The 19,741-nt window shown below is 61.6% G+C and carries 17 protein-coding genes; 12 read left to right on the top strand and 5 right to left on the bottom strand.

The window, feature by feature from the left end:
* The first annotated feature begins 17 nt into the window (after window positions 1-17).
* Window positions 18-965, top strand: a complete 948-nt coding sequence (gene ispH / locus LOY35_RS24025) for a 4-hydroxy-3-methylbut-2-enyl diphosphate reductase (RefSeq protein ID WP_230167279.1) — start codon at window positions 18-20, stop codon at window positions 963-965.
* On the opposite strand, the gene LOY35_RS24020 is transcribed toward ispH, so the two are convergent.
* On the bottom strand, window positions 942-1,457 hold the full coding sequence (locus tag LOY35_RS24020) for a GspH/FimT family pseudopilin (RefSeq protein ID WP_258627962.1): 516 nt from the start codon (window positions 1,455-1,457) through the stop codon (window positions 942-944). The two genes, ispH and LOY35_RS24020, sit on opposite strands and share 24 nt — an antisense overlap.
* Window positions 1,458-1,672: 215 nt before the next feature.
* Here LOY35_RS24020 and LOY35_RS24015 point away from each other — a divergent pair, with 215 nt between their 5' ends.
* The 8 genes from LOY35_RS24015 to LOY35_RS23980 all read left to right on the top strand — a co-directional run bounded on the left by LOY35_RS24015 (window position 1,673) and on the right by LOY35_RS23980 (window position 9,763).
* Entirely contained in the window at window positions 1,673-2,146 is a 474-nt protein-coding gene (locus LOY35_RS24015; protein WP_047702607.1) for a GspH/FimT family pseudopilin, read from the top strand.
* Window positions 2,143-2,601, top strand: coding sequence for a type IV pilus modification protein PilV (pilV, locus tag LOY35_RS24010; RefSeq protein ID WP_258627958.1), 459 nt, complete (start codon window positions 2,143-2,145; stop codon window positions 2,599-2,601). The genes LOY35_RS24015 and pilV overlap by 4 nt, the downstream gene beginning before the upstream one ends.
* On the top strand, window positions 2,598-3,311 hold the full coding sequence (locus tag LOY35_RS24005) for a PilW family protein (RefSeq protein ID WP_258627956.1): 714 nt from the start codon (window positions 2,598-2,600) through the stop codon (window positions 3,309-3,311). The genes pilV and LOY35_RS24005 overlap by 4 nt, the downstream gene beginning before the upstream one ends.
* A gap of 11 nt (window positions 3,312-3,322) precedes the next feature.
* Window positions 3,323-3,802: a PilX N-terminal domain-containing pilus assembly protein gene (locus tag LOY35_RS24000; RefSeq protein WP_258627954.1), complete on the top strand. Its 480-nt coding sequence runs from the start codon at window positions 3,323-3,325 to the stop codon at window positions 3,800-3,802.
* On the top strand, window positions 3,789-6,911 hold the full coding sequence (locus LOY35_RS23995) for a pilus assembly protein (protein WP_258627951.1): 3,123 nt from the start codon (window positions 3,789-3,791) through the stop codon (window positions 6,909-6,911). Before LOY35_RS24000 ends, LOY35_RS23995 begins: the two co-directional genes overlap by 14 nt.
* An 11-nt stretch (window positions 6,912-6,922) precedes the next feature.
* The gene (locus LOY35_RS23990) at window positions 6,923-7,321 is read left to right on the top strand and encodes a type IV pilin protein (RefSeq protein WP_258627934.1); all 399 of its coding nucleotides are present in this window, start codon (window positions 6,923-6,925) and stop codon (window positions 7,319-7,321) included.
* Between the two features lie 57 nt (window positions 7,322-7,378).
* The gene (gene thiO / locus LOY35_RS23985) at window positions 7,379-8,479 is read left to right on the top strand and encodes a glycine oxidase ThiO (RefSeq protein ID WP_258627930.1); all 1,101 of its coding nucleotides are present in this window, start codon (window positions 7,379-7,381) and stop codon (window positions 8,477-8,479) included.
* Between the two features lie 918 nt (window positions 8,480-9,397).
* Complete coding sequence (locus LOY35_RS23980; RefSeq protein ID WP_258627928.1) at window positions 9,398-9,763, top strand: DUF6124 family protein; 366 nt, start codon at window positions 9,398-9,400, stop codon at window positions 9,761-9,763.
* A 204-nt stretch (window positions 9,764-9,967) separates the two neighbouring features.
* On the opposite strand, the gene LOY35_RS23975 is transcribed toward LOY35_RS23980, so the two are convergent.
* The 4 genes from LOY35_RS23975 to LOY35_RS23960 form a co-directional block, all read right to left on the bottom strand.
* Complete coding sequence (locus LOY35_RS23975) at window positions 9,968-11,311, bottom strand: sigma-54 dependent transcriptional regulator (RefSeq protein WP_258627926.1); 1,344 nt, start codon at window positions 11,309-11,311, stop codon at window positions 9,968-9,970.
* A complete protein-coding gene (locus LOY35_RS23970; protein ID WP_258627925.1) occupies window positions 11,308-12,897 on the bottom strand; it encodes a nitrogen regulation protein NR(II) in 1,590 nt (529 codons plus the stop codon). The genes LOY35_RS23975 and LOY35_RS23970 overlap by 4 nt, the downstream gene beginning before the upstream one ends.
* A complete protein-coding gene (locus tag LOY35_RS23965) occupies window positions 12,887-13,120 on the bottom strand; it encodes a PP0621 family protein (protein ID WP_258627923.1) in 234 nt (77 codons plus the stop codon). The genes LOY35_RS23970 and LOY35_RS23965 overlap by 11 nt, the downstream gene beginning before the upstream one ends.
* Before the next feature lie 125 nt (window positions 13,121-13,245).
* Window positions 13,246-14,262, bottom strand: a complete 1,017-nt coding sequence (locus tag LOY35_RS23960; protein ID WP_258627921.1) for an outer membrane protein assembly factor BamD — start codon at window positions 14,260-14,262, stop codon at window positions 13,246-13,248.
* 150 nt (window positions 14,263-14,412) lie between these two features.
* Between LOY35_RS23960 and rluD the strand changes: the two genes are divergently transcribed.
* From rluD to clpB, 3 genes are all read left to right on the top strand, one after another.
* Window positions 14,413-15,375, top strand: a complete 963-nt coding sequence (rluD, locus tag LOY35_RS23955) for a 23S rRNA pseudouridine(1911/1915/1917) synthase RluD (protein ID WP_041021343.1) — start codon at window positions 14,413-14,415, stop codon at window positions 15,373-15,375.
* A complete protein-coding gene (pgeF, locus tag LOY35_RS23950) occupies window positions 15,372-16,097 on the top strand; it encodes a peptidoglycan editing factor PgeF (protein ID WP_258627917.1) in 726 nt (241 codons plus the stop codon). Before rluD ends, pgeF begins: the two co-directional genes overlap by 4 nt.
* Window positions 16,098-16,948: 851 nt before the next feature.
* Window positions 16,949-19,513, top strand: coding sequence for an ATP-dependent chaperone ClpB (gene clpB, locus LOY35_RS23945; RefSeq protein WP_258627914.1), 2,565 nt, complete (start codon window positions 16,949-16,951; stop codon window positions 19,511-19,513).
* The last annotated feature ends 228 nt before the right edge of the window (window positions 19,514-19,741 follow it).

The raw sequence follows: 19,741 nt of genomic DNA, 5'->3' as shown, positions 1-19,741 counted from the left end.
CAGACACGAGGCACAGCATGCAAATCAAACTCGCCAACCCCCGTGGCTTCTGCGCCGGTGTGGACCGGGCGATCGAAATCGTCAACCGCGCCCTGGAAGTCTTCGGGCCGCCGATCTATGTGCGTCACGAAGTGGTCCACAACAAATTCGTCGTCGAGGACCTGCGCAGCCGCGGGGCCATTTTCGTCGAGGAACTGGACCAGGTGCCGGACGACGTCATCGTGATCTTCAGCGCCCATGGGGTTTCCCAGGCGGTGCGTACCGAAGCGGCGGGGCGTGGTCTCAAGGTGTTCGACGCGACTTGCCCGTTGGTGACCAAGGTGCACATCGAAGTGGCGCGCTACAGCCGCGACGGACGTGAATGCATCCTGATCGGCCACGAAGGGCACCCGGAAGTCGAAGGCACCATGGGCCAGTACGACGCCAGCAATGGCGGCGCGATCTACCTGGTGGAGGACGAGGAGGACGTGGCTGCCTTGCAGGTGCGTAACCCGGAAAAACTCGCCTTCGTCACCCAGACTACCCTGTCCATGGACGATACCAGCCGGGTGATCGATGCGTTGCGTACGCGCTTCCCAGCCATTGGCGGCCCGCGCAAGGACGACATCTGCTACGCCACCCAGAATCGCCAGGACGCGGTCAAGCAATTGGCCGACGAGTGCGATGTCGTGTTGGTGGTCGGCAGCCCGAACAGCTCCAACTCCAATCGCCTGCGTGAACTGGCCGAACGCATGGGAACGCCGGCCTACCTGATCGACGGTGCCGAGGACATGCAGCGCGGCTGGTTCGACGGCGTCGAGCACATCGGCATTACCGCGGGTGCTTCCGCGCCGGAAGTCTTGGTGCGTGGTGTGATCCAGCAGTTGCAGGCCTGGGGTGCCATCGGTGCCGATGAGCTGGCCGGCCGGGAGGAAAACATCACGTTCTCCATGCCCAAGGAACTACGCGTCCGTTCCCTGCTTTAAGCGCTTTTCGCACAGGGCCTGCGCACTTTCCTCGCTGCGCAGGCTGACGCGGCCGGTGGGTGACAGCACCACCTGGTAATGGCTGATGGGCTGGTGTCGGGCACACACGTGCAAGGTACCCGCCTGAAAGGCGCCACTGGGCAGCAATGCCGCGCCATGGCCGGCGAACCTTACCCGGTGCTTCACCGGCCAGTTACCCACCACCCGGGTGCGATTGCTGCGCTGTTCCAGCAATGTCTGACCATCGTCGTCCAACCTGATCTGCCACCCTTGGCTCCAATCGTTGTCTATCCCTTGAATGATCACTGTCCGATTGCGCGTGATGGCTTCGCTGCGGGCACTGCGCAGGCCGCTGGCCAATAGTTGCGCGGTGTCTTTGCGTTCAGTGGTTTCCACAAGCGCTTTGAAACTTGAACTGGCCCATGGCAGAACAATTGCGGCAATCGCCAGTCCCATGAGCAGTTCGATCAGGCTGAAACCCTGTTGGGGCATGGTGTCTCCTCCCTGGAGAGTGTGGAGCGGTCCTTGAGGACTTGGGGGGCTCATTGTGGCGAGGGAGCTTGCTCCCGCTCGGGCGCGTAGCGGCCGTTCTTTTTGGGGCTGCTGCGCAGCCCAGCGGGAGCAAGCTCCCTCGCCACAAGGCAAGCGCCGATGGTTTGTTCTAGCGTTACAGAAGCAGGTATAGCCGACGGCAACGGAGGGCATCGATGGATCTTCGTACAAAAGGTTTCACGCTGATCGAGGTCCTGGTAGCCCTTGGCGTACTGCTGATCCTCATCACCATGGCGGTGCCAGCGTTCACCGGCTCGATGCAGGGCACCAAGGCGGATACCGAGATCGGCGATCTGCGCCGGGCCTTGAACTTTGCCCGCATGGAGGCGATCGACCGGGGTGTCACCACGCGCATTCGCCCCACCGCCCAGGGCAGCGTCTGGAGCGGCGAATTGACGGTGTACGACAGTACTGGCAATCCGGCCAATGTATTGCGGGTTGTTCCCGCAATGAGCAGTGGTGCGACTCTGACGCTAACCTCAGAGGTGACCAACATTGATTTCAACAACCTGGGTGGGTTATCGGCACCGGCCACCCCGGTGAGCTTCAATTATGTGCGGGGAACGCAGAGCCGGACGCTGAGCGTTTGCCTCAATGGACGAATCGTATTGGGTGGAAGTTGCGGATGAAGGGTTGCAGTAGAAGGCCACAGGAGGGCATGACACTGATTGAAGTGCTGGTGGCGGTGCTGATTCTCGGCGTGGGTCTGCTGGGGGCGGCGATGATCCAGCTCAACGCCTTGAAGTACACCGACAGCTCGCGCATGACCAGCCAGGCCAGCTTCATCGCCTACGACATGCTGGACCGTATCCGTGCCAACTCCGGCGCCGACTACACCGTGGCGCCGCCCAGTTCACCCAACCTCAACGTGACCCGGGACCAGGACCTCTACGACTTCAAGACCAACATCACCAGTTTCGGCGGCGCCACGGCCACCGGCACCATCGCGCTGAACCAGCGGGTCTACACCATCACCATTTCCTGGGACGATGCCCGGGCTGCCAACACCAGCAATGCGGCCGATGCCCGGCGTAGTTTCGTGCTGACCAGCCGCGCCGCTGTCGATCCGGTGGCGACGCCATGAACAAGCGCTGCCGGGGCTTCGGCCTGATCGAATTGATGATCGCGCTGGTCATCAGTCTCATCGTGGTCCTGGGCGTGGTGCAGATCTTCATCGCCGCCAAGAACACCTACATCAGCCAGAGTGCGGCGGCGGTGATGCAGGAGGATGCGCGCTTTGCCCTGAGCAAGATGGTCCAGGAGATTCGCATGGTGGGGATGTTCGGTTGCCTGGGCAGCATCACCGACGCGTCCTCGGCAGGGGACTTCAACGCCAGTCAGATCACGCCGATCCGCTGGGACAACGCCAACCAGAAGATGACCCTGGTGACGACGGATGTGGGCAACAGTGGCGGCGTGCCGACCTGGACCGTCCTGTCCGACTGCCGCACCACGGCCACGGCCTATACCGGTGCGCGGGCTCCCGCGGCCGGGCAGTTGGCGTTTCCGGTGCGTCGGTTGATCTACAGCTTCAGCAACAACCAGTTGTCGATGGGCACCGGGGCCGGCAATCCGACCCTGGCGGTGCTGGTGGACAACGTCCGCACGTTCAACGTGACCTTTGGCGTGGCCGGAAGCTCGACGGATATTGCGGCCTCGAGCTACAGCAGCAACCCGCCTGATCCGGCACTGATCCGCAGCGTGCGCCTGACCCTGACGCTCTTCGATCCGAAGAACAACGTGCGCGACCAGACCTTCAACGTGGTTGCCGCCTTGCGCAACCGGCTCTTGTGAGGAGGCGATTGATGAGATCGAGATCCTTCGGGCACCGTCAGCATGGCATGGCATTACTGGTCAGCCTGGTTTTCCTGCTGCTGCTCACGCTGATCGGCCTGTCGTCGATGCAAAGCGCCACCCTGCAGGAAAAGATGACCAGCAGCGTCATGCTGCGCAACCAGTCGTTCCAGATGGCCGAGGCGGCGCTGAGAATGGGCGAGAACGCCGTGCAAGTCGAAACCTACACGCTGGCGGTTTGTACTACTGCGACCCAATGTGCGCCACCTGTGGAATCCGCCACGCTGAAGGCGCCAGGGTACTATTCATCGTCGGGAGTCACTTGGGTCGCCGCCGCCGGTGGGTTCTATGGGGTGCAGAACATCGGCACCACACTCGCGGCGGTCAATGTGCCAAACGGGACATCGGCGACGCTATACCGGATCACGGCAGTTGCGGTGGTGGGGGACAACCAGCGCAGCGTGGTGGAGAGCATCTATGCGAAGTATTGAGGCTCGCCATGGCTGGCGACAGATGCTGTGGGGGGTGTTGCTCAGCCTGTATCTGACGGCCCCGGTCTATGGGTTCACGCCTTCGGATTCGCCGTTGTTGAGCGCGGCCGCGGTGACGCCGAACGTGATGCTGCTGATCGATGATTCGGGGAGTATGAACAACATCATCTGGGCGGCGGGGTTTGATCCGACGCTCAGTCGGCCACTGGTTGAAGTATGCACCGACGATAAAAGTTGCAGTAGCAGCAACAGACGGACTCTTGCGGCGGAAGATGGAAACGTCTTGCTTGCAAGTCTGTTTCGAGGCGGCTGTTTAAGTGGTTGGTACGGCTTTTACCGAGCGGGCTTTGGTCTGGTTTGCCTGCGATTACCCGATCCAGTCGGGGGCGAGAATACCCGCTACACAACTAAATATTTATCTTATTTACTGACCCTGACCAGCGGTTCGAGCCGGGACTTCACCACCGGCTCGATCCCCAGCGATTACCGAATCAACGTGGCTCGGGATGTCTCCAACGACCTGGTCACCAGCAACCGTGCCCTGCGCATCGGTCTTGCCACCTTCAATCCGCCCAACAGCAGCAACTCCGGCCCGGGAGGCTATATCGCCCGCTCCGTCAGCGATCTGTCACCCGTGGCCGGTAGCGTCACCCAGACCCAGGCCAATTCCAACTACACCGCCTTGATAACGGCTATCAACGGCCTGGGCGCGGTTGCGAATACACCGCTGGCCGAGAGCTATTACGAAGTCACCCGCTATTTCCGCGGGATGACGCCTTACTACAACGGTACCCCCAGTACCTATACCAGCCCGATCCAATACCGTTGCCAGAAAAACTTCGGCGTGGTGATCACCGACGGTTTGCCCACCTATGACCGGACGTTCCCCAGCAACGACCCGCAGGTCAGCGCCACGGGCGTTCCCCGCCTGCCAAACTGGGACGGCATCAGCACCAACGACGGGGATGATCCCACTGGCGATGGCGAGGGTGACACGTTGTACCTGGACGACATAGCCAAATTCGCCTTCGACATCGACATGCGCTCCACCGGTACCGATGCCACCGGCAAGAGCTGGGACACCGCGGATTTCCCCCGGCAGTACCTCAATACCTACACTGTTGGCTTCACCGCGACCAACCCGATGCTGTCCGACGCCGCTCGCTATGGCGCAGGCAAATATTACCAGGCCACCGACAGCGAGGGCTTGAGCTCGGCCCTGACATCGGCTCTGAGCGACATCACTTCCAAGGCCGGATCGGGGGGCGGCGGCACCACCAACGGTGCGACGCTGTCCAGCACCTCCAGCTTCTACCAGACCACCTACGATCCCAAGGACTGGCGCGGCACTATCCGGGCGTTCGGCTTCACCTCGGCAGGCACGGTCAACAGGGCTGCGGTGCAATGGACCACGGACACTGCCATTGTCCCTGGCGCCACGGCGCCGCTTTATCAATCGTGGAACACCGCGACCAATGCGCCGGTGACCCTGGCCTACGGCAACTTTTCAACGGCACAGCAAACCACCCTCAACCAGAACCTGCCCACGGGAATTACCGGGAACGATCTGGTGGAATGGAGCAAGGGCACCAACAAGACCGGCTTGAAGGTGCGCAGTGCGTTGCTGGGAGACATCATCAACTCGCCGCTGGTGCTGGCCTCGCCCAATGACCAGACCGCCGCGGACCTGCTGAACGACACCAGCTACAGCACGTACCTGGCGACCAAGGCGACGGCCATGAACACCAGCCTCGTGGTGAATGCCAACGATGGCTTCTTCAGCGTCATCAACGCTGCCAACGGCACACGGCGTTACGCCTATATGCCTTCGAGCGTGTTGCCAGGGCTGGATGACATCGCCAGTACCAATTACATCAACGGGGTGAGCCACAAGTTCCTGGTAGATGGTCAGATTGGTGTATTCGATACGCAATCGGGCAGTGCCTGGAAAACCGTGGCCGTAGGCGGGACCGGGGCCGGAGGCAGGACTTTCTTTGCGGTGCAACTGTTCGATGCGGCGGCCGGCAATACGCTTCGGGCGCTGTGGGAAATCAGCGCGCCGACCGTTGCCAACACGGCCAATACCTTCAATGACCTGGGCTATGCCTATGCCCGTCCTGAAGTCGCCCGGCTGGCGGACGGTCGTTGGGCGGCATTCATTTCCAATGGCTATGGCAGCAACAGCGGCGTGGCAGCGTTGTATGTGGTGGATATCCGTGACGGTTCGCTGATCCGCAAGATCGTCATCAACAGCAGCGAGACCGACAATGGCTTGTCGTCGGTCAAGCTGCGGGTCAACTCCCAGAATGTGGTGCAAGCGGCCTACGGTGGCGACTTGAAAGGACGGATGTGGAAGTTCGACCTCAGTGGCACGTCCCCGACCACCTGGGGCCTGGCGTTTGCCGGCCAGCCCTTGTTCACCGCACCCGGCGGAGCGACTCAGCCCATCACGGTTCAACCGTTGCTGGCGGACAACCCCCAGGGTGGGGTCCAGGTCTTTTTCGGTACCGGTAAGTTCAACGAGGCGACGGACAAGCTCAACAAGGACCAGCAGGCGTTCTATTCGATCTGGGACGCCACCGGTGGCGCCGGGCAGATCACGGTGTCGAGCCTGCAGGCCCAATCGATTACCGGCATATTCTCGGGCGGCAGCACGGGGCAGTTCGTGACCACCAGCCAGACCGACGTGACTTACCCGGCGAAAAAAGGCTGGTACCTGCCCCTGGTGTACAACAACGCGCTGACCGGGGAGCGGGTGATCAACCCGGCCAACCTGGTACTTGGGCGCGTTGTCTTTACCACGGCCGCCGTGGACACCACCGACCCCTGCGCCAGCTTCGGCACCGGCAAGTTGATCGAAGTGGATGCGTTCAGCGGTAAGATGCTCAACTATGCGGTAATCGACACCAATGGCGACGGCAAACTCAACAGCCTCGACACGATCTCCGCCGGGGTGGTGTTTACCGGCGGTATCCCGACCTTGAGTGCCGTCGTCAATGCCAACGGAGCCACCAACATGGTCGTGAACGATTCCGGTGGCGGTATCACCGACCTGCTGAGCAAATCCGTTGGCGGCAGCCGTCGCGTCATGTGGCGACAAATACAGTGAGAGGCAAGGACATGCGCAGAACCAACCGGGGTTTCACCTTGATCGAAATCATGATCGTGATCGCGATCATCGGTATCGTGATCACCGTCGGCTACCCGAGCCTGACCGAATACATGAAAAAGGGCCGACGTACTGAAATCGCCGGGCTGTTGTCGGAACAGGCGCAGATCCTCGAACGCAACTATTCGAAGAACAACGTCTATAGCGCAACCGGGCTGAGCAGCGGTAACGACTTCTATACCATCACGCAGGAACTCACAGACCAGAGCTTCACCCTGACCGCCGTGCGCAGGACTGGCTCGTCCATGGCAACGGACAAATGTGGCGACTTCAAGATCACCAACACCGGCGTACGGAGCGTGGTCAACAATGCTAGTGGTGTGACCGCCAAGGACTGTTGGGGGCGCTAGTTTTTCTTTGTATCGGGCGCTGTGTTGCGCCCTCTGTCCTAAGAGTCGAATCAATACATGACCAGGCAACAGCAAGTGGTGATTGTCGGCGGCGGAGTCATTGGCCTGCTGACGGCGTTCAATCTGGCGTCCGAAGGGCAACGTGTCGTGCTGCTGGAGCGTGCCAGTGTCGGCCAGGAGTCGTCCTGGGCCGGTGGCGGCATCGTTTCGCCGTTGTACCCGTGGCGCTACAGCCCGGCGGTCACGGCGCTGGCGCATTGGTCGCAGGATTTCTATCCACAGTTGGGCCAGCGTTTGTTCGCGGCCACGGGTATCGATCCGCAGGTGCATGTCACCGGACTGTATTGGCTGGACCTGGACGATCAGGACGAAGCGTTGGCCTGGGCGACGCGGGAAGGGCGGCCGTTGCGGCCCGTGGATATCTCGGCGGTCCACGATGCGGTGCCGGTACTGGGCGCCGGCTTCTCCCGGGCGATCCACATGGCTGACGTGGCGAACGTGCGCAATCCCCGGTTGGTGAAGTCCCTCAAAGCTGCTTTGCTGGCGCTGCCCGGGGTCACGCTGCATGAACAATGCGAGGTCAGTGGCTTCATTCTCGACGGCGGGCGTGTCGTGGGGGTGGACAGCTCGGCCGGGGCGATTCGTGGCGATCAGGTGGTGCTGGCTGCCGGGGCCTGGAGCGGGGAGTTGCTCAAGACCCTGGGCCTGAAGTTGCCGGTCGAGCCGGTCAAGGGCCAGATGATCCTGTACAAGTGCGCTTCGGACTTCCTGTCGAGCATGGTCCTGGCCAAGGGCCGTTATGCGATCCCGCGGCGTGACGGGCATATCTTGGTGGGCAGTACGCTGGAACGCGAGGGCTTCGACAAGACCCCGACCGATGCGGCGCTGGAGAGTCTGAAGGCTTCGGCGCAGCAACTGATTCCGGCGCTGGCGGAGGCTGAGTTGGTCGGGCATTGGGCCGGGCTGCGGCCTGGGTCGCCGGCGGGGGTTCCTTATATAGGCGAGGTGCCGGGGTTTGCTGGGCTTTGGTTGAACTGTGGGCATTATCGCAATGGGTTGGTGTTGGCGCCGGCTTCGTGTCGGTTGTTCGTGGATGTGATGTTGGGGCGTGAGCCGGTGATTGATCCTGCGCCTTATGCACCGGCGGGGCGGTTGTAGGGGCTTTCGGTTGTACTTCGATCCAATGTGGGAGCGAGCCTGCTCGCGATGGCGGCCTTGCGGTTGGTCACGGTTTTTGGTCGAGTACATATCCATTGCTGCGGTAACGGCCACTTACGGTTCCGCCCTTACGGCGGCTTACTTTTTTTCAAACGCCAAAAAAAGTAAGCAAAAAAGGCTTGGCCCCACCACTCGGCACCTCGCCTAGGCTCGGTGTGCCCTCACTCCGGCATTGCTCCGTGGGCCCGCCGCGAAGGGCCATCCATGGCCCAGCGCGGCTAACCCGGCATCCATGCCGGGTTGCCCACTACGCAATGCCTGCGTTCGGCCAGCGTGGTTAATGGGGCCCGAAGATCAAAAGCAAAGCAAAAGCAAAAGCCAAAAAGCGAGGCGGCCCTACAGCCGACCTGTGCTTGCGGCTGGCCTCGGTCTCCCTGTGGGAGCGGGCTTGCTCGCGAAGGCGTCGGCACATCCAATATCTATTCAAACTGGCCCACCGCCATCGCGAGCAGGCTCGCTCCCACGAGGATTGGTGTTGGCTGAGAAATAACAGGTTGCCGCAGAGTTGTTGTGAGCGAGCTGACAGCCGTTCGAGATTTGTGGGAATGGTCGGACAACGTCCAAGCTGAAGCTGATTTTTCCGACGAGCTTTGGCGGTTGCCGGGTGGGAAGGCTTATCGCTAACCTTTTTCGGTCGCTGCCAATTCAGCGTCCGGGCGTCGCGGCCCGTTAACTTAGTGCATAATTCCAGCCCTCGACTGTGCTTTGGTACTTGTCGTTTTGTCATGGCTGGCTGTGCGCGGGATACCCTAGGGTATGCCGGGTTTCTAAGGTCTCGGTCCGCGAACCTGCGTACAGCTGCCACCTCCAATCGCGTCGCGGCGATCGGTGGCAGCTCCAAAACCTTGGAGATGCACAATGATCAAAGTCACACCCAATCCCCCTGAAACAGATTCCTCATCAGCCCATGGCGGGCTCGATCCTCAAAAGCTCGATGAAGCCGCCAAGCGCGCTCTCGACTATTACCTAGCCCCTTCACCTGAAGTCAAAAAGAAACCAGCCTCAAGCCAGTTATTCACCGTCATGGAAGGCATTGACGCCGAATGCCTCCTCGCCAATCTCAGCGAAACCCTGGCATCCGCGAACGCAACGCTCAGCGACCTGGCCTTCGAGCTTGACGGTTCGCGTCGGCATGTGGCCCTGGGTGTGCAACAGCTGATCGAGCTGAGCGAATTGCTGGCCAATCGGGTGTTGGATGAGCGGGTGCCGGTGATGGCGGATTAGGAACTGATCAATAGAACGGTCAGGCCAAACACGATTTGTGGCGAGGGGATTCATCCCCGCTGGGCTGCGTAGCGGCCCTAAGACAGTCTATACAATCTGCCTGATACACGGAGGTGTAAGGATTCAGGGCTGCTACGCAGCCCAGCGGGGATGAATCCCCTCGCCACAGGGTGGTCTGAGCCCAGCCATTGGTGGTGGCTCCCCTCAATCCAACCCCAACTTCTTCAGCCGATACCGCATCGACCGAAACGATAGCTTCAACCGTTGTGCCGCCGCCGTGCGGTTCCAGCGGGTTTCTTCCAGGGCCTGGAGGATGACTTTGCGTTCGACGTCTTCCAGATAGTCTTCCAGGTTGTCGACCCGCATCAGATCGGGGCTGGCGGTGTCGGTGATGCCGTTGCCTTCGGCCAGGCGCAGGTCGTCGGCTTCGATCTGTTGGTGTTCGCAGAGGGTGTAGGCCCGTTCGAGCATGTTTTCCAGCTCGCGCACGTTACCGGGGAAGCGGTAGTTTCGAAGGGCTTCGAGGGCTTGGGGATGGAGTCTGGCGGCTGGGTTGCCGGTGTTGGCCACCAGACGCTGGAGCATGTGGTTGGCCAGCGGTTCGATGTCTTCGCGGCGTTCGCGCAGGGGCGGGACGCGGAGTTCGATGACGTTCAGTCGATAGTACAGATCCTGACGAAAGCGTCCGGCGGCGACTTCGGCGTCCAGGTCCTTATGGGTGGCACAGAGGATGCGGACATCCACCACTTCCTCCTGCTGGCCGCCAACGGCGCGCACGGCTTTTTCCTGGATCGCCCGCAGCAGTTTGACCTGCATTGCCAGGGGCAGGTCGGCCACTTCATCGAGAAACAGGGTGCCACCATTGGCGGCCTGGAACAGACCTGGCTTGTCCTCGATGGCACCGCTGAAGCTGCCTTTTCGATGGCCGAAAAACTCGCTTTCCATCAGCTCTGTCGGAATGGCCCCACAGTTGACCGGCACAAAGCTCCGGCTGGAGCGGGGGCCTTGTTCGTGGATCAGCCGTGCCACCAGCTCCTTGCCACAGCCGGACTCCCCGCTGATGTACACCGGTGCCTGGCTGCGGGCCAGTTTTTCGATCTGTTTGCGCACGCTGCGCATCGGCGGCGAGTCACCCAGCAGGCAGCGTTCGATGGTGGTCGGGACGGTGGCAGGCGGCAGGCGCAGGGCGCTGGTGACCAGTTCCCGCAGTCGACCCAGGTCGACCGGTTTGGTCAGAAAGTCAAAAGCCCCGGCCTTGAGGGCGTCGATGGCGGTTTCCAGGCTGCCGTAGGCGGTGATCATCGCCACGGGCAGTTGCGGGAAGCGTTGCTGGATGTGCTGCACCAGTTCCAGGCCGGTTCCGTCGGGCAGGCGCATGTCGGTCAGGCACAGGTCGAAGGCCTCGTCCGCCAGCAGGGATTGGGCCTCGGCAAGATTCCTGGCGCTGCGGGTGTCGAGTTTCATCCTGCCCAGGGTGATGTCCAGGAGTTCGCGGATGTCCGGTTCGTCATCGACGATCAGGATCCGTTGCCGTGAGCGTGTATTCAAATCTGTTTCCGTCCGTGAGCAAAGGTGATGCGAAAGCAGCCGCCGCCTTGGCGTGGTTTGAAGTCTAGGCGGGCCTGGTTGCTTTCGCACAGCTCACGGGACAGATAGAGCCCAAGGCCGGTGCCCTGGCTGCTGGTGGTGAAGAACGGCTCGAACAGGTGCGCCTGTTGGTCCGGTGTCACGCCGGGGCCGTTGTCGATGATATCCAGCGTGGGAAGATGGCTGTGGGAATCGACGAACAGCTCCAGCCAGGCCTCGGCCTGTTCATGGTCCTGGGCGCTGTGGCGCCAGGCGTTGCGCAGCAGGTTGTCGAGCACCTGGGTCAATTGATCGGGGTCCATGAGGGTGGTGTAGTCGCCCGGGGCGATGCTCAGGTGCAATTGCTGGTGCGCGGCCATGTTTTCGCGGGCCTGCTGGACGAACTGGTCGAGCCAGGTGCGCAGGTCCAGGCGCTGGGGCGTGGTTTGTCGGCGACGGGACACCTGCAGGACGTTTTCGATGACGCGGTTCATTCGTTGGGAGTGATCTTGAATAATCTGCGTCAGACGTCGATCCGAGTCGTTCAGTTCCTCGGACTCGCGCAGTAATTGCGCCGCATGGCTGATGGCCCCCAGGGGGTTGCGGATTTCATGGGCGATGCCGGCGGTGAGGCGCCCGAGCGAGGCGAGTTTCAGTTGCTGGGCATGCTGGGCCACCTGGGCCAGGTCTTCGAGAAACACGAGGACCTGATGCTGTTCGTTATGCCCCAGAGCGATGAAGTTCGGTTGCAGGGTCAGGCCCGTGCCGGGAACGGTCAGGCTGGGTGGGCGCAGGCTGGGGTTGTTCAGCCACACTTTCAGGCTGTCGACGAGGGCGCTGGAGTACTCATCGATTGGCTGGCCGACCAGGTCGTGCATGCCCAACAGATTCAAGGCGCTTTCGTTGGCCAGTTGCACCCGGCGTTGACGATCGAGCACCAGGATGCCGGTGCGCATGCGTTGCAGGATCAAGGCATTGAGGGTTTCGAGGCTGGTCACCTCGCTGGCCCGTTGCTCGGCCAGGGTTTCGCTGGCTTCCAGTCGCCGGGTCAGGCCCTGTACCAGCAGCGCGGCGGCAAAGCACAGCGCGCCCAGGGTGCCGGCCTGCAAATAGCTGCCGGGAGGGTTCGAGTCGTTCAGACCAAGGAAGAAACTCGAGCCGACGATGCCGATCGTGGCAACGGCGGCGATCAACAGGCCGATTCGACCGCGCAACAGTGTATTGCCGATGGCCACCGAGACGATGAGCAGGTTGCCGATGGCGCTGGGGGCGCCGCCCGCGACGAAGAACAGCCATGACAGCAGCAGCACATCGGTGAGCGCCAGACCAAACAACCGGGCCGGGCGGCGGGTGTTTTCAAGGAACACCACCAGCAGGATGTTCAGTACCAGGTACAACCAGCTGCCGCTGCGCAACAGGTCGTCGTTGGCGAAGGCCAGCAGGCGGTTGTCCATGTTGCTGGAGATCAGCAGCACCAGGGTAATGCCGATGCTCAAGCGGTACAGGTGATAGAGACGCAGCAGGCGCTGCGTCTGTCTGACGCGAGGGCTTGAAGCCTCAGTGATCACGAGGGCCCGGGCCTTGCTCGAGGTGAGCCTGGCTGCAGTACCATTGTTGTTGGAGGGAGAGTGCCCGGTCACGCGGCAGGTGCACGCCACAGTGGGCGCAGCGAACCATGGGCGGCGCATCCTGCTCCCTGGAGGACTCTGCCGCGGACGCCTTGGGCTTCATGCTGCGAAAGAACCATATGGCGGAGGCAACGATGGCGAACAAGATTATTAGACGAAGCATGATGGGCGGCTTTCTGGCGAGAGATGAGCCAGTTTAGCCAAGGACTGGAGCGGCGCACAGTTCATTAGGATCCAGCTACAAAAAAGGGAGACCGTCGGGTCTCCCTTTCTGTTGATGCCCTGTGCTCAGTCGAACAGGCCGAAGGTCATGTAGCTGAACCAGGAGCGGTCGCTGGAGCTGCTCTCAGGCTCCGGTTCTTCGATCACATCGCCATTCTCATCCTTGGGCTTGAGCTCGTTCGGAATGGCTTCCTTGGCGTCCTGGAACTGACGTTGTACGTCCTGGTTGGCGCGGGTCTCGCCTGGCGGCAGCGGTGGACGGGACTCGATCAGGCCCAGGGTCGCCTTGCTCAGCCATGAGCGGTTGTCGGCTTCTGCAACGCGTGGGGTGAACTGGCCGTCGACCAGGGTAGGGTGGTCCGGGTAGTTCAGTTTCAGGGTTTCCAGGCTGCTGGCCGCCAGTTCGTCCAGGTGCAGGCGTTGGTACGCTTCGGTCATCACCGCCAGGCCGTCGCCCACCGAAGGGGTTTCCTGGAAGTTTTCCACCACGTAGCGACCACGGTTGGCGGCGGCGACGTAGGCCTGACGGGTCAGGTAGTAGTCGGCCACGTGGATCTCGTAGGAAGCCAGCAGGTTGCGCAGGTAGATCATGCGCTGCTTGGCATCCGGCGAGTAGCGGCTGTTGGGGAAGCGGCTGGTCAGCTGGGCGAACTCGTTGTACGAGTCGCGCGCGGCGCCCGGGTCACGCTTGGTCATGTCCAGCGGCAGGAAGCGCGCCAGCAGGCCGACATCCTGGTCGAAAGACGTCAGGCCCTTGAGGTAATAGGCGTAATCGACGTTCGGATGCTGTGGATGCAGGCGAATGAAGCGTTCGGCGGCAGATTTCGCAGCTTCCGGCTCGGCGTTCTTGTAGTTGGCGTAGATCAGCTCCAGTTGGGCCTGATCGGCGTAACGACCGAACGGATACCGCGACTCCAGGGCCTTGAGCTTGGCGGTGGCGCTGGTGTAGCTGTTGTTGTCCAGGTCGTTCTGCGCCTGTTGGTACAGTTCGACTTCGCTCAGGTTTTCGTCTACGACTTCCTTCGACGAGCAAGCAGCAGTCAATGCGAGGATGGCGATCAGCAGCAGGTGTTTCACTTGCATGGCGGCTTGCGTCCCTATGACGGCCGCTGTCTTGGGCGGGGCCGTCCTGTTATGATGAGCGCCCCGTTGAAAGCCTCGGGGCAAAAGACGCCGTATTTAACCACAAGCGCGCAGCCGAAACCAAAGGCTGTGCCGACGCCCAGTCCGAGCATGTCCGATAAAATAGAACTTCGCGCAGAGGTGCCGTCCGATTTGGGCGGCCAACGCCTCGATCAAGTCGCCGCCCAACTCTTCACCGAGCATTCGCGCTCGCGCCTTTCCGCCTGGATCAAGGACGGCCGCCTGACGGTGGATGGGGCGGTCATCCGTCCGCGCGACATCGTCCATGGCGGCGCCATCCTAGAGTTGACGGCCGAGCAGGAAGCCCAGGGCGAATGGGTTGCCCAGGACATCGCCCTGGACATCGTCTATGAAGACGATGACATCCTGGTGATCAACAAGCCAGCGGGCCTGGTGGTGCACCCGGCCGCCGGTCACGCCGACGGCACCCTGCTCAATGCCTTGCTGCACCACGTGCCGGACATCGTCAATGTGCCCCGGGCCGGTATCGTGCACCGCCTCGACAAGGACACCACCGGTCTGATGGTGGTGGCCAAGACCATCCAGGCGCAGACCCAGCTGGTCGCACAACTGCAAAGCCGCAGTGTCAGCCGCATCTATGAATGCATCGTGATCGGTGTAGTGACCGCTGGCGGCAAGATCAACGCGCCCATTGGTCGTCACGGCCAGCAACGCCAGCGCATGGCGGTGATGGAAGGCGGCAAGCCGGCGGTCAGTCATTACCGTGTGCTTGAACGCTTCCGCTCCCACACCCATGTGCGGGTCAAGCTGGAAACCGGTCGTACCCACCAGATCCGCGTGCACATGGCCCACATCAACTTCCCGTTGGTGGGCGACCCGGCCTATGGCGGCCGCTTCCGCATTCCGCCGGCCGCCAGCGTGACCATGGTCGAATCCCTGAAGCATTTCCCGCGTCAGGCGCTGCATGCACGTTTCCTGGAACTGGATCATCCGACCACCGGTAAGCGCATGAGCTGGGAGTCGCCGTTGCCGGATGACTTCGTCTGGCTGCTGACGCTGCTCAAGCAGGACCGCGAGGCGTTCATCGGATGAGTGACTGGCTGATACCCGACTGGCCCGCGCCGGCCCGGGTCAAGGCCTGTGTCACTACCCGTGCGGGCGGCGTCAGCGTGGCGCCGTTCGACAGCCTCAACCTGGGCGACCATGTCGATGATGACCCGGGGGCCGTCGCCGAAAATCGGCGCCGTCTCACCGATCGATTCGACGTGCGTCCGGCCTGGCTGCAGCAGGTCCACGGGATTGCCGTGGTCGAGGCCGACCCGACCCGGGTGGCGACCGCCGATGCCAGCTGGACCGCCATGCCGGGTATCGCCTGTACGGCGATGACGGCGGACTGCCTGCCGGTACTGTTCTGTAACCGCGCCGGGACTCGTGTCGCGGCTGCCCATGCCGGCTGGCGCGGGCTGGCGAACGGCGTACTGGAAGCCACCCTCGACAGCCTCGCAACGCCGGCGGATGAGATTCTCGCCTGGCTCGGCCCGGCCATCGGCCCGCAAGCCTTCGAAGTCGGGCCGGAAGTGCGCGAGGCGTTCATCGCGCACCTGCCCCAGGCGGTACAAGCCTTTGTGCCGAGCCATAACGCCGGCAAATTCATGGCCGACATCTATGCGCTGGCGCGCCTGCGACTGGCCGCACGAGGTGTCTTAGCGGTCTACGGCGGCGGGCTATGCACCGTGACCGATCCCCGCTTCTTTTCCTACCGACGCAGCCCGCGCACCGGTCGCTTCGCCTCCCTGGTCTGGATCGAACAGTAGAAGACTGCCGGATGTGCCGCCGCCATCGCGAGCAGGCTCGCTCCCACAAGTCCCGCGCCGTGCACAAATATTCCATACACCGCAGACCCACTGTGGGAGCGAGCCTGCTCGCGATGGCGGCATGTCGGCTTGCACCCATGTTGAATGTGCCACCGCTATCGCGAGCAAGCTCGGCTCCCACCGGTCCCGCGCCGAACACAAATACTCCATACACCGAAAATCCACTGTGGGAGCGAGCCTGCTCGCGATGGCGGCGTATCTGTTCGCACCCATGTTGAATGTGCCACCGCTATCGCGAGCAAGCTCGGCTCCCACCGTCTCGCGCCGTGCACAAATACTCCATACACCGCAGACCCACTGTGGGAGCGAGCCTGCTCGCGATGGCGGCGTGTCGGCTTGCACCCATGTTGAATGCGCCACCGCTATCGCGAGCAAGCTCGGCTCCCACAAGTCCCGCGCCGTGCACAAATACTCCATACACCGCAGACCCACTGTGGGAGCGAGCCTGCTCGCGATGGCGTCCTGTCAGCTCGCACCCATGTTGAATGTGCCACCGCTATCGCGAGCAAGCGCGGCTCCCACCGGTCCCGCGCCGTGCACAAATACCCCATACACCGAAAATCCACTGTGGGAGCGAGCTTGCTCGCGAAAGCGGTGTGTCAGTTGACCTTTAACCGATTGGCACATTTCTACCGCGAGCCGGATCGTTTCCCCAGGCCCTCATTTGACTGATGTGTATCAACAGAACCTGCTTGAATCTTCCATAATCGACCACATCTATATCGATATCTGGCAGGTTTCTTCATTCAGGATGTTTTTCGGTCCGGCCTGCTCAAAAGGAAGGTGGCCTTATGCGTATTGACCGTTTAACCAGCAAATTGCAATTGGCGCTGTCCGATGCCCAGTCCCTGGCCGTTGGCCTGGACCATCCCGGCATCGAACCGGCGCATTTGATGCAGGCCATGCTCGAACAGCAGGGCGGCTCCATCAAGCCTCTGCTGATGCAGGTGGGCTTCGACGTCAACAGCCTGCGAAAAGAGCTGGCGAAAGAACTCGACCAGTTGCCCAAGATCCAGAACCCGACCGGTGACGTGAACATGTCCCAGGATTTGGCGCGGCTGCTCAACCAGGCTGACCGCCTGGCCCAGCAGAAAGGTGACCAGTTCATTTCCAGCGAACTGGTGCTGCTCGCGGCCATGGACGAGAACAGCAAGCTTGGCAAGTTGCTGCTCGGCCAGGGCGTGAGCAAGAAAGCCCTGGAGAATGCCATCAATAACCTGCGTGGTGGCGAGGCCGTCAACGATGCCAACCACGAAGAATCCCGGCAGGCGCTGGACAAATACACCGTCGACCTGACCAAGCGTGCCGAGGAAGGCAAGCTCGACCCGGTGATCGGCCGCGATGACGAGATCCGTCGGACGATCCAGGTACTGCAACGTCGCACCAAGAACAACCCGGTGTTGATCGGTGAGCCTGGCGTGGGCAAGACCGCCATCGCCGAAGGACTGGCCCAACGGATCATCAACGGTGAAGTGCCGGACGGCCTCAAGGGCAAGCGCTTGTTGTCCCTGGACATGGGGGCGCTGATCGCCGGTGCCAAGTACCGTGGCGAATTCGAAGAACGGCTCAAGGCCCTGCTCAATGAGCTGTCGAAGCAGGAAGGGCAGATCATTCTGTTCATCGACGAATTGCACACCATGGTCGGCGCCGGCAAGGGCGAAGGCTCGATGGACGCTGGCAACATGCTCAAGCCCGCGCTGGCCCGTGGGGAGCTGCATTGCGTCGGCGCGACCACCCTCAACGAGTACCGCCAGTACATAGAGAAGGACGCAGCCCTCGAGCGTCGCTTCCAGAAAGTACTGGTGGACGAGCCGAGCGAAGAGGACACCATCGCCATCCTGCGTGGCCTTAAGGAGCGGTACGAGGTTCACCACAAAGTGGCGATCACCGATGGCGCGATCATCGCGGCGGCCAAGCTCAGCCACCGCTATATCACCGACCGTCAGTTGCCGGACAAGGCCATCGACCTGATCGACGAGGCCGCCAGCCGCATCCGCATGGAAATCGACTCCAAGCCGGAAGTGCTGGATCGCCTGGAGCGGCGCCTGATCCAGCTCAAGGTCGAGTCCCAGGCCCTGAAGAAAGAAAGCGACGAAGCGGCGAAGAAGCGCCTGGAGAAATTGCAGGAAGAAATCGTTCGTCACGAGCGCGAGTATTCCGATCTCGAGGAGATCTGGAATTCGGAGAAAGCCGAAGTCCAGGGTTCGGCGCAGATCCAGCAAAAGATCGAACAGTCCCGCCAGGAGCTGGAAGCGGCTCGCCGCAAAGGCGACCTCAACCGCATGGCCGAGCTGCAATACGGGGTGATCCCGGATCTGGAACGCAGCCTGCAGATGGTCGACCAGCACGGCAAGAGTGAAAACCAGTTGCTGCGCAGCAAGGTCACCGAGGAAGAAATCGCCGAAGTGGTCTCCAAGTGGACCGGTATTCCGGTGTCGAAGATGCTCGAAGGCGAGCGCGACAAATTGCTGAAGATGGAAAGCCTGCTGCACCAGCGTGTGATCGGCCAGAACGAAGCGGTCGTGGCGGTCGCCAATGCCGTGCGGCGGTCCCGTGCCGGGTTGTCGGACCCGAACCGGCCAAGTGGCTCGTTCATGTTCCTCGGCCCGACCGGTGTCGGTAAAACCGAGCTGTGCAAGGCGCTGGCCGAGTTTCTCTTCGACACCGAGGAGGCGATGGTACGCATCGACATGTCCGAGTTCATGGAGAAACATTCCGTGGCCCGCCTGATCGGCGCACCGCCGGGTTATGTCGGCTATGAAGAGGGCGGTTACCTGACCGAGGCCGTGCGCCGCAAGCCGTACTCGGTGATCCTGCTCGATGAGGTCGAGAAAGCCCATCCGGATGTGTTCAACATCCTGCTGCAAGTGCTGGAAGACGGTCGTCTGACCGACAGCCACGGGCGCACGGTGGATTTCCGCAACACCGTGATCGTGATGACCTCCAACCTGGGGTCGGCGCAGATCCAGGAGCTGGTAGGGGATCGCGAGGCGCAACGGGCGGCGGTGATGGATGCGATTTCTACCCATTTCCGGCCGGAGTTCATCAACCGGGTCGACGAGGTGGTGATCTTCGAACCGCTGGCCCGCGATCAGATTGCCGGTATCACCGACATCCAGCTAGGTCGCCTGCGCAGCCGCCTCACCGAGCGCGAGCTGAAGCTGCAACTGAGCGACGAAGCCCTGGATAAGTTGATTGCCGTGGGTTACGACCCCGTCTATGGGGCACGGCCGTTGAAACGGGCGATCCAGCGCTGGATCGAAAACCCATTGGCGCAGCTGATCCTGTCTGGTCGCTTCATGCCGGGCGAAACCGTGACCGGAACGGTGGAAAACGACGAAATCGTCTTCAACTGACCGGCTGCACCGTCGTTGACCGAATGGTCTCGCATTGCGAGGCCATTTTTTTCATCAGGCCGTTGAACTCAAAGGAAAAGGCTTGTAAAGTGCGCCCCGCAGTCAGTCACCCCCAAGGGTTACTTCTCCCTGAGAAGGAATCCAAAATAAGTTGCAAATCATTGTCTTGAAAGCAATTTAAGGGGTTGACAGAGGTTTTTAAGATTGTAGAATAGCGCGCCTCAGACA

The organism is Pseudomonas sp. B21-028 (genome assembly GCF_024749045.1).
Taxonomy (GTDB): Bacteria; Pseudomonadota; Gammaproteobacteria; order Pseudomonadales; family Pseudomonadaceae; genus Aquipseudomonas.
Note: the sequence above shows the minus strand (reverse complement) of the source record. Positions and strands in the feature narration are given on the sequence as shown.

Excerpts from the sequence above, each read along its gene's own strand:
- pilV (WP_258627958.1), top strand. The coding sequence starts at position 2,143 with ATGAAGGGTTGCAGTAGAAGGCCACAGGAGGGCATGACACTGATTGAA.
- LOY35_RS24015 (WP_047702607.1), top strand. The coding sequence starts at position 1,673 with ATGGATCTTCGTACAAAAGGTTTCACGCTGATCGAGGTCCTGGTAGCC.
- LOY35_RS24020 (WP_258627962.1), bottom strand. The coding sequence starts at position 1,457 with ATGCCCCAACAGGGTTTCAGCCTGATCGAACTGCTCATGGGACTGGCG.
- thiO (WP_258627930.1), top strand. The coding sequence starts at position 7,379 with ATGACCAGGCAACAGCAAGTGGTGATTGTCGGCGGCGGAGTCATTGGC.
- pgeF (WP_258627917.1), top strand. The coding sequence starts at position 15,372 with ATGAGTGACTGGCTGATACCCGACTGGCCCGCGCCGGCCCGGGTCAAG.
- LOY35_RS23965 (WP_258627923.1), bottom strand. The coding sequence starts at position 13,120 with ATGCTTCGTCTAATAATCTTGTTCGCCATCGTTGCCTCCGCCATATGG.
- ispH (WP_230167279.1), top strand. The coding sequence starts at position 18 with ATGCAAATCAAACTCGCCAACCCCCGTGGCTTCTGCGCCGGTGTGGAC.
- LOY35_RS23980 (WP_258627928.1), top strand. The coding sequence starts at position 9,398 with ATGATCAAAGTCACACCCAATCCCCCTGAAACAGATTCCTCATCAGCC.
- LOY35_RS23995 (WP_258627951.1), top strand. The coding sequence starts at position 3,789 with ATGCGAAGTATTGAGGCTCGCCATGGCTGGCGACAGATGCTGTGGGGG.
- LOY35_RS24000 (WP_258627954.1), top strand. The coding sequence starts at position 3,323 with ATGAGATCGAGATCCTTCGGGCACCGTCAGCATGGCATGGCATTACTG.
- LOY35_RS23990 (WP_258627934.1), top strand. The coding sequence starts at position 6,923 with ATGCGCAGAACCAACCGGGGTTTCACCTTGATCGAAATCATGATCGTG.
- LOY35_RS23960 (WP_258627921.1), bottom strand. The coding sequence starts at position 14,262 with ATGCAAGTGAAACACCTGCTGCTGATCGCCATCCTCGCATTGACTGCT.
- clpB (WP_258627914.1), top strand. The coding sequence starts at position 16,949 with ATGCGTATTGACCGTTTAACCAGCAAATTGCAATTGGCGCTGTCCGAT.
- LOY35_RS24005 (WP_258627956.1), top strand. The coding sequence starts at position 2,598 with ATGAACAAGCGCTGCCGGGGCTTCGGCCTGATCGAATTGATGATCGCG.
- rluD (WP_041021343.1), top strand. The coding sequence starts at position 14,413 with ATGTCCGATAAAATAGAACTTCGCGCAGAGGTGCCGTCCGATTTGGGC.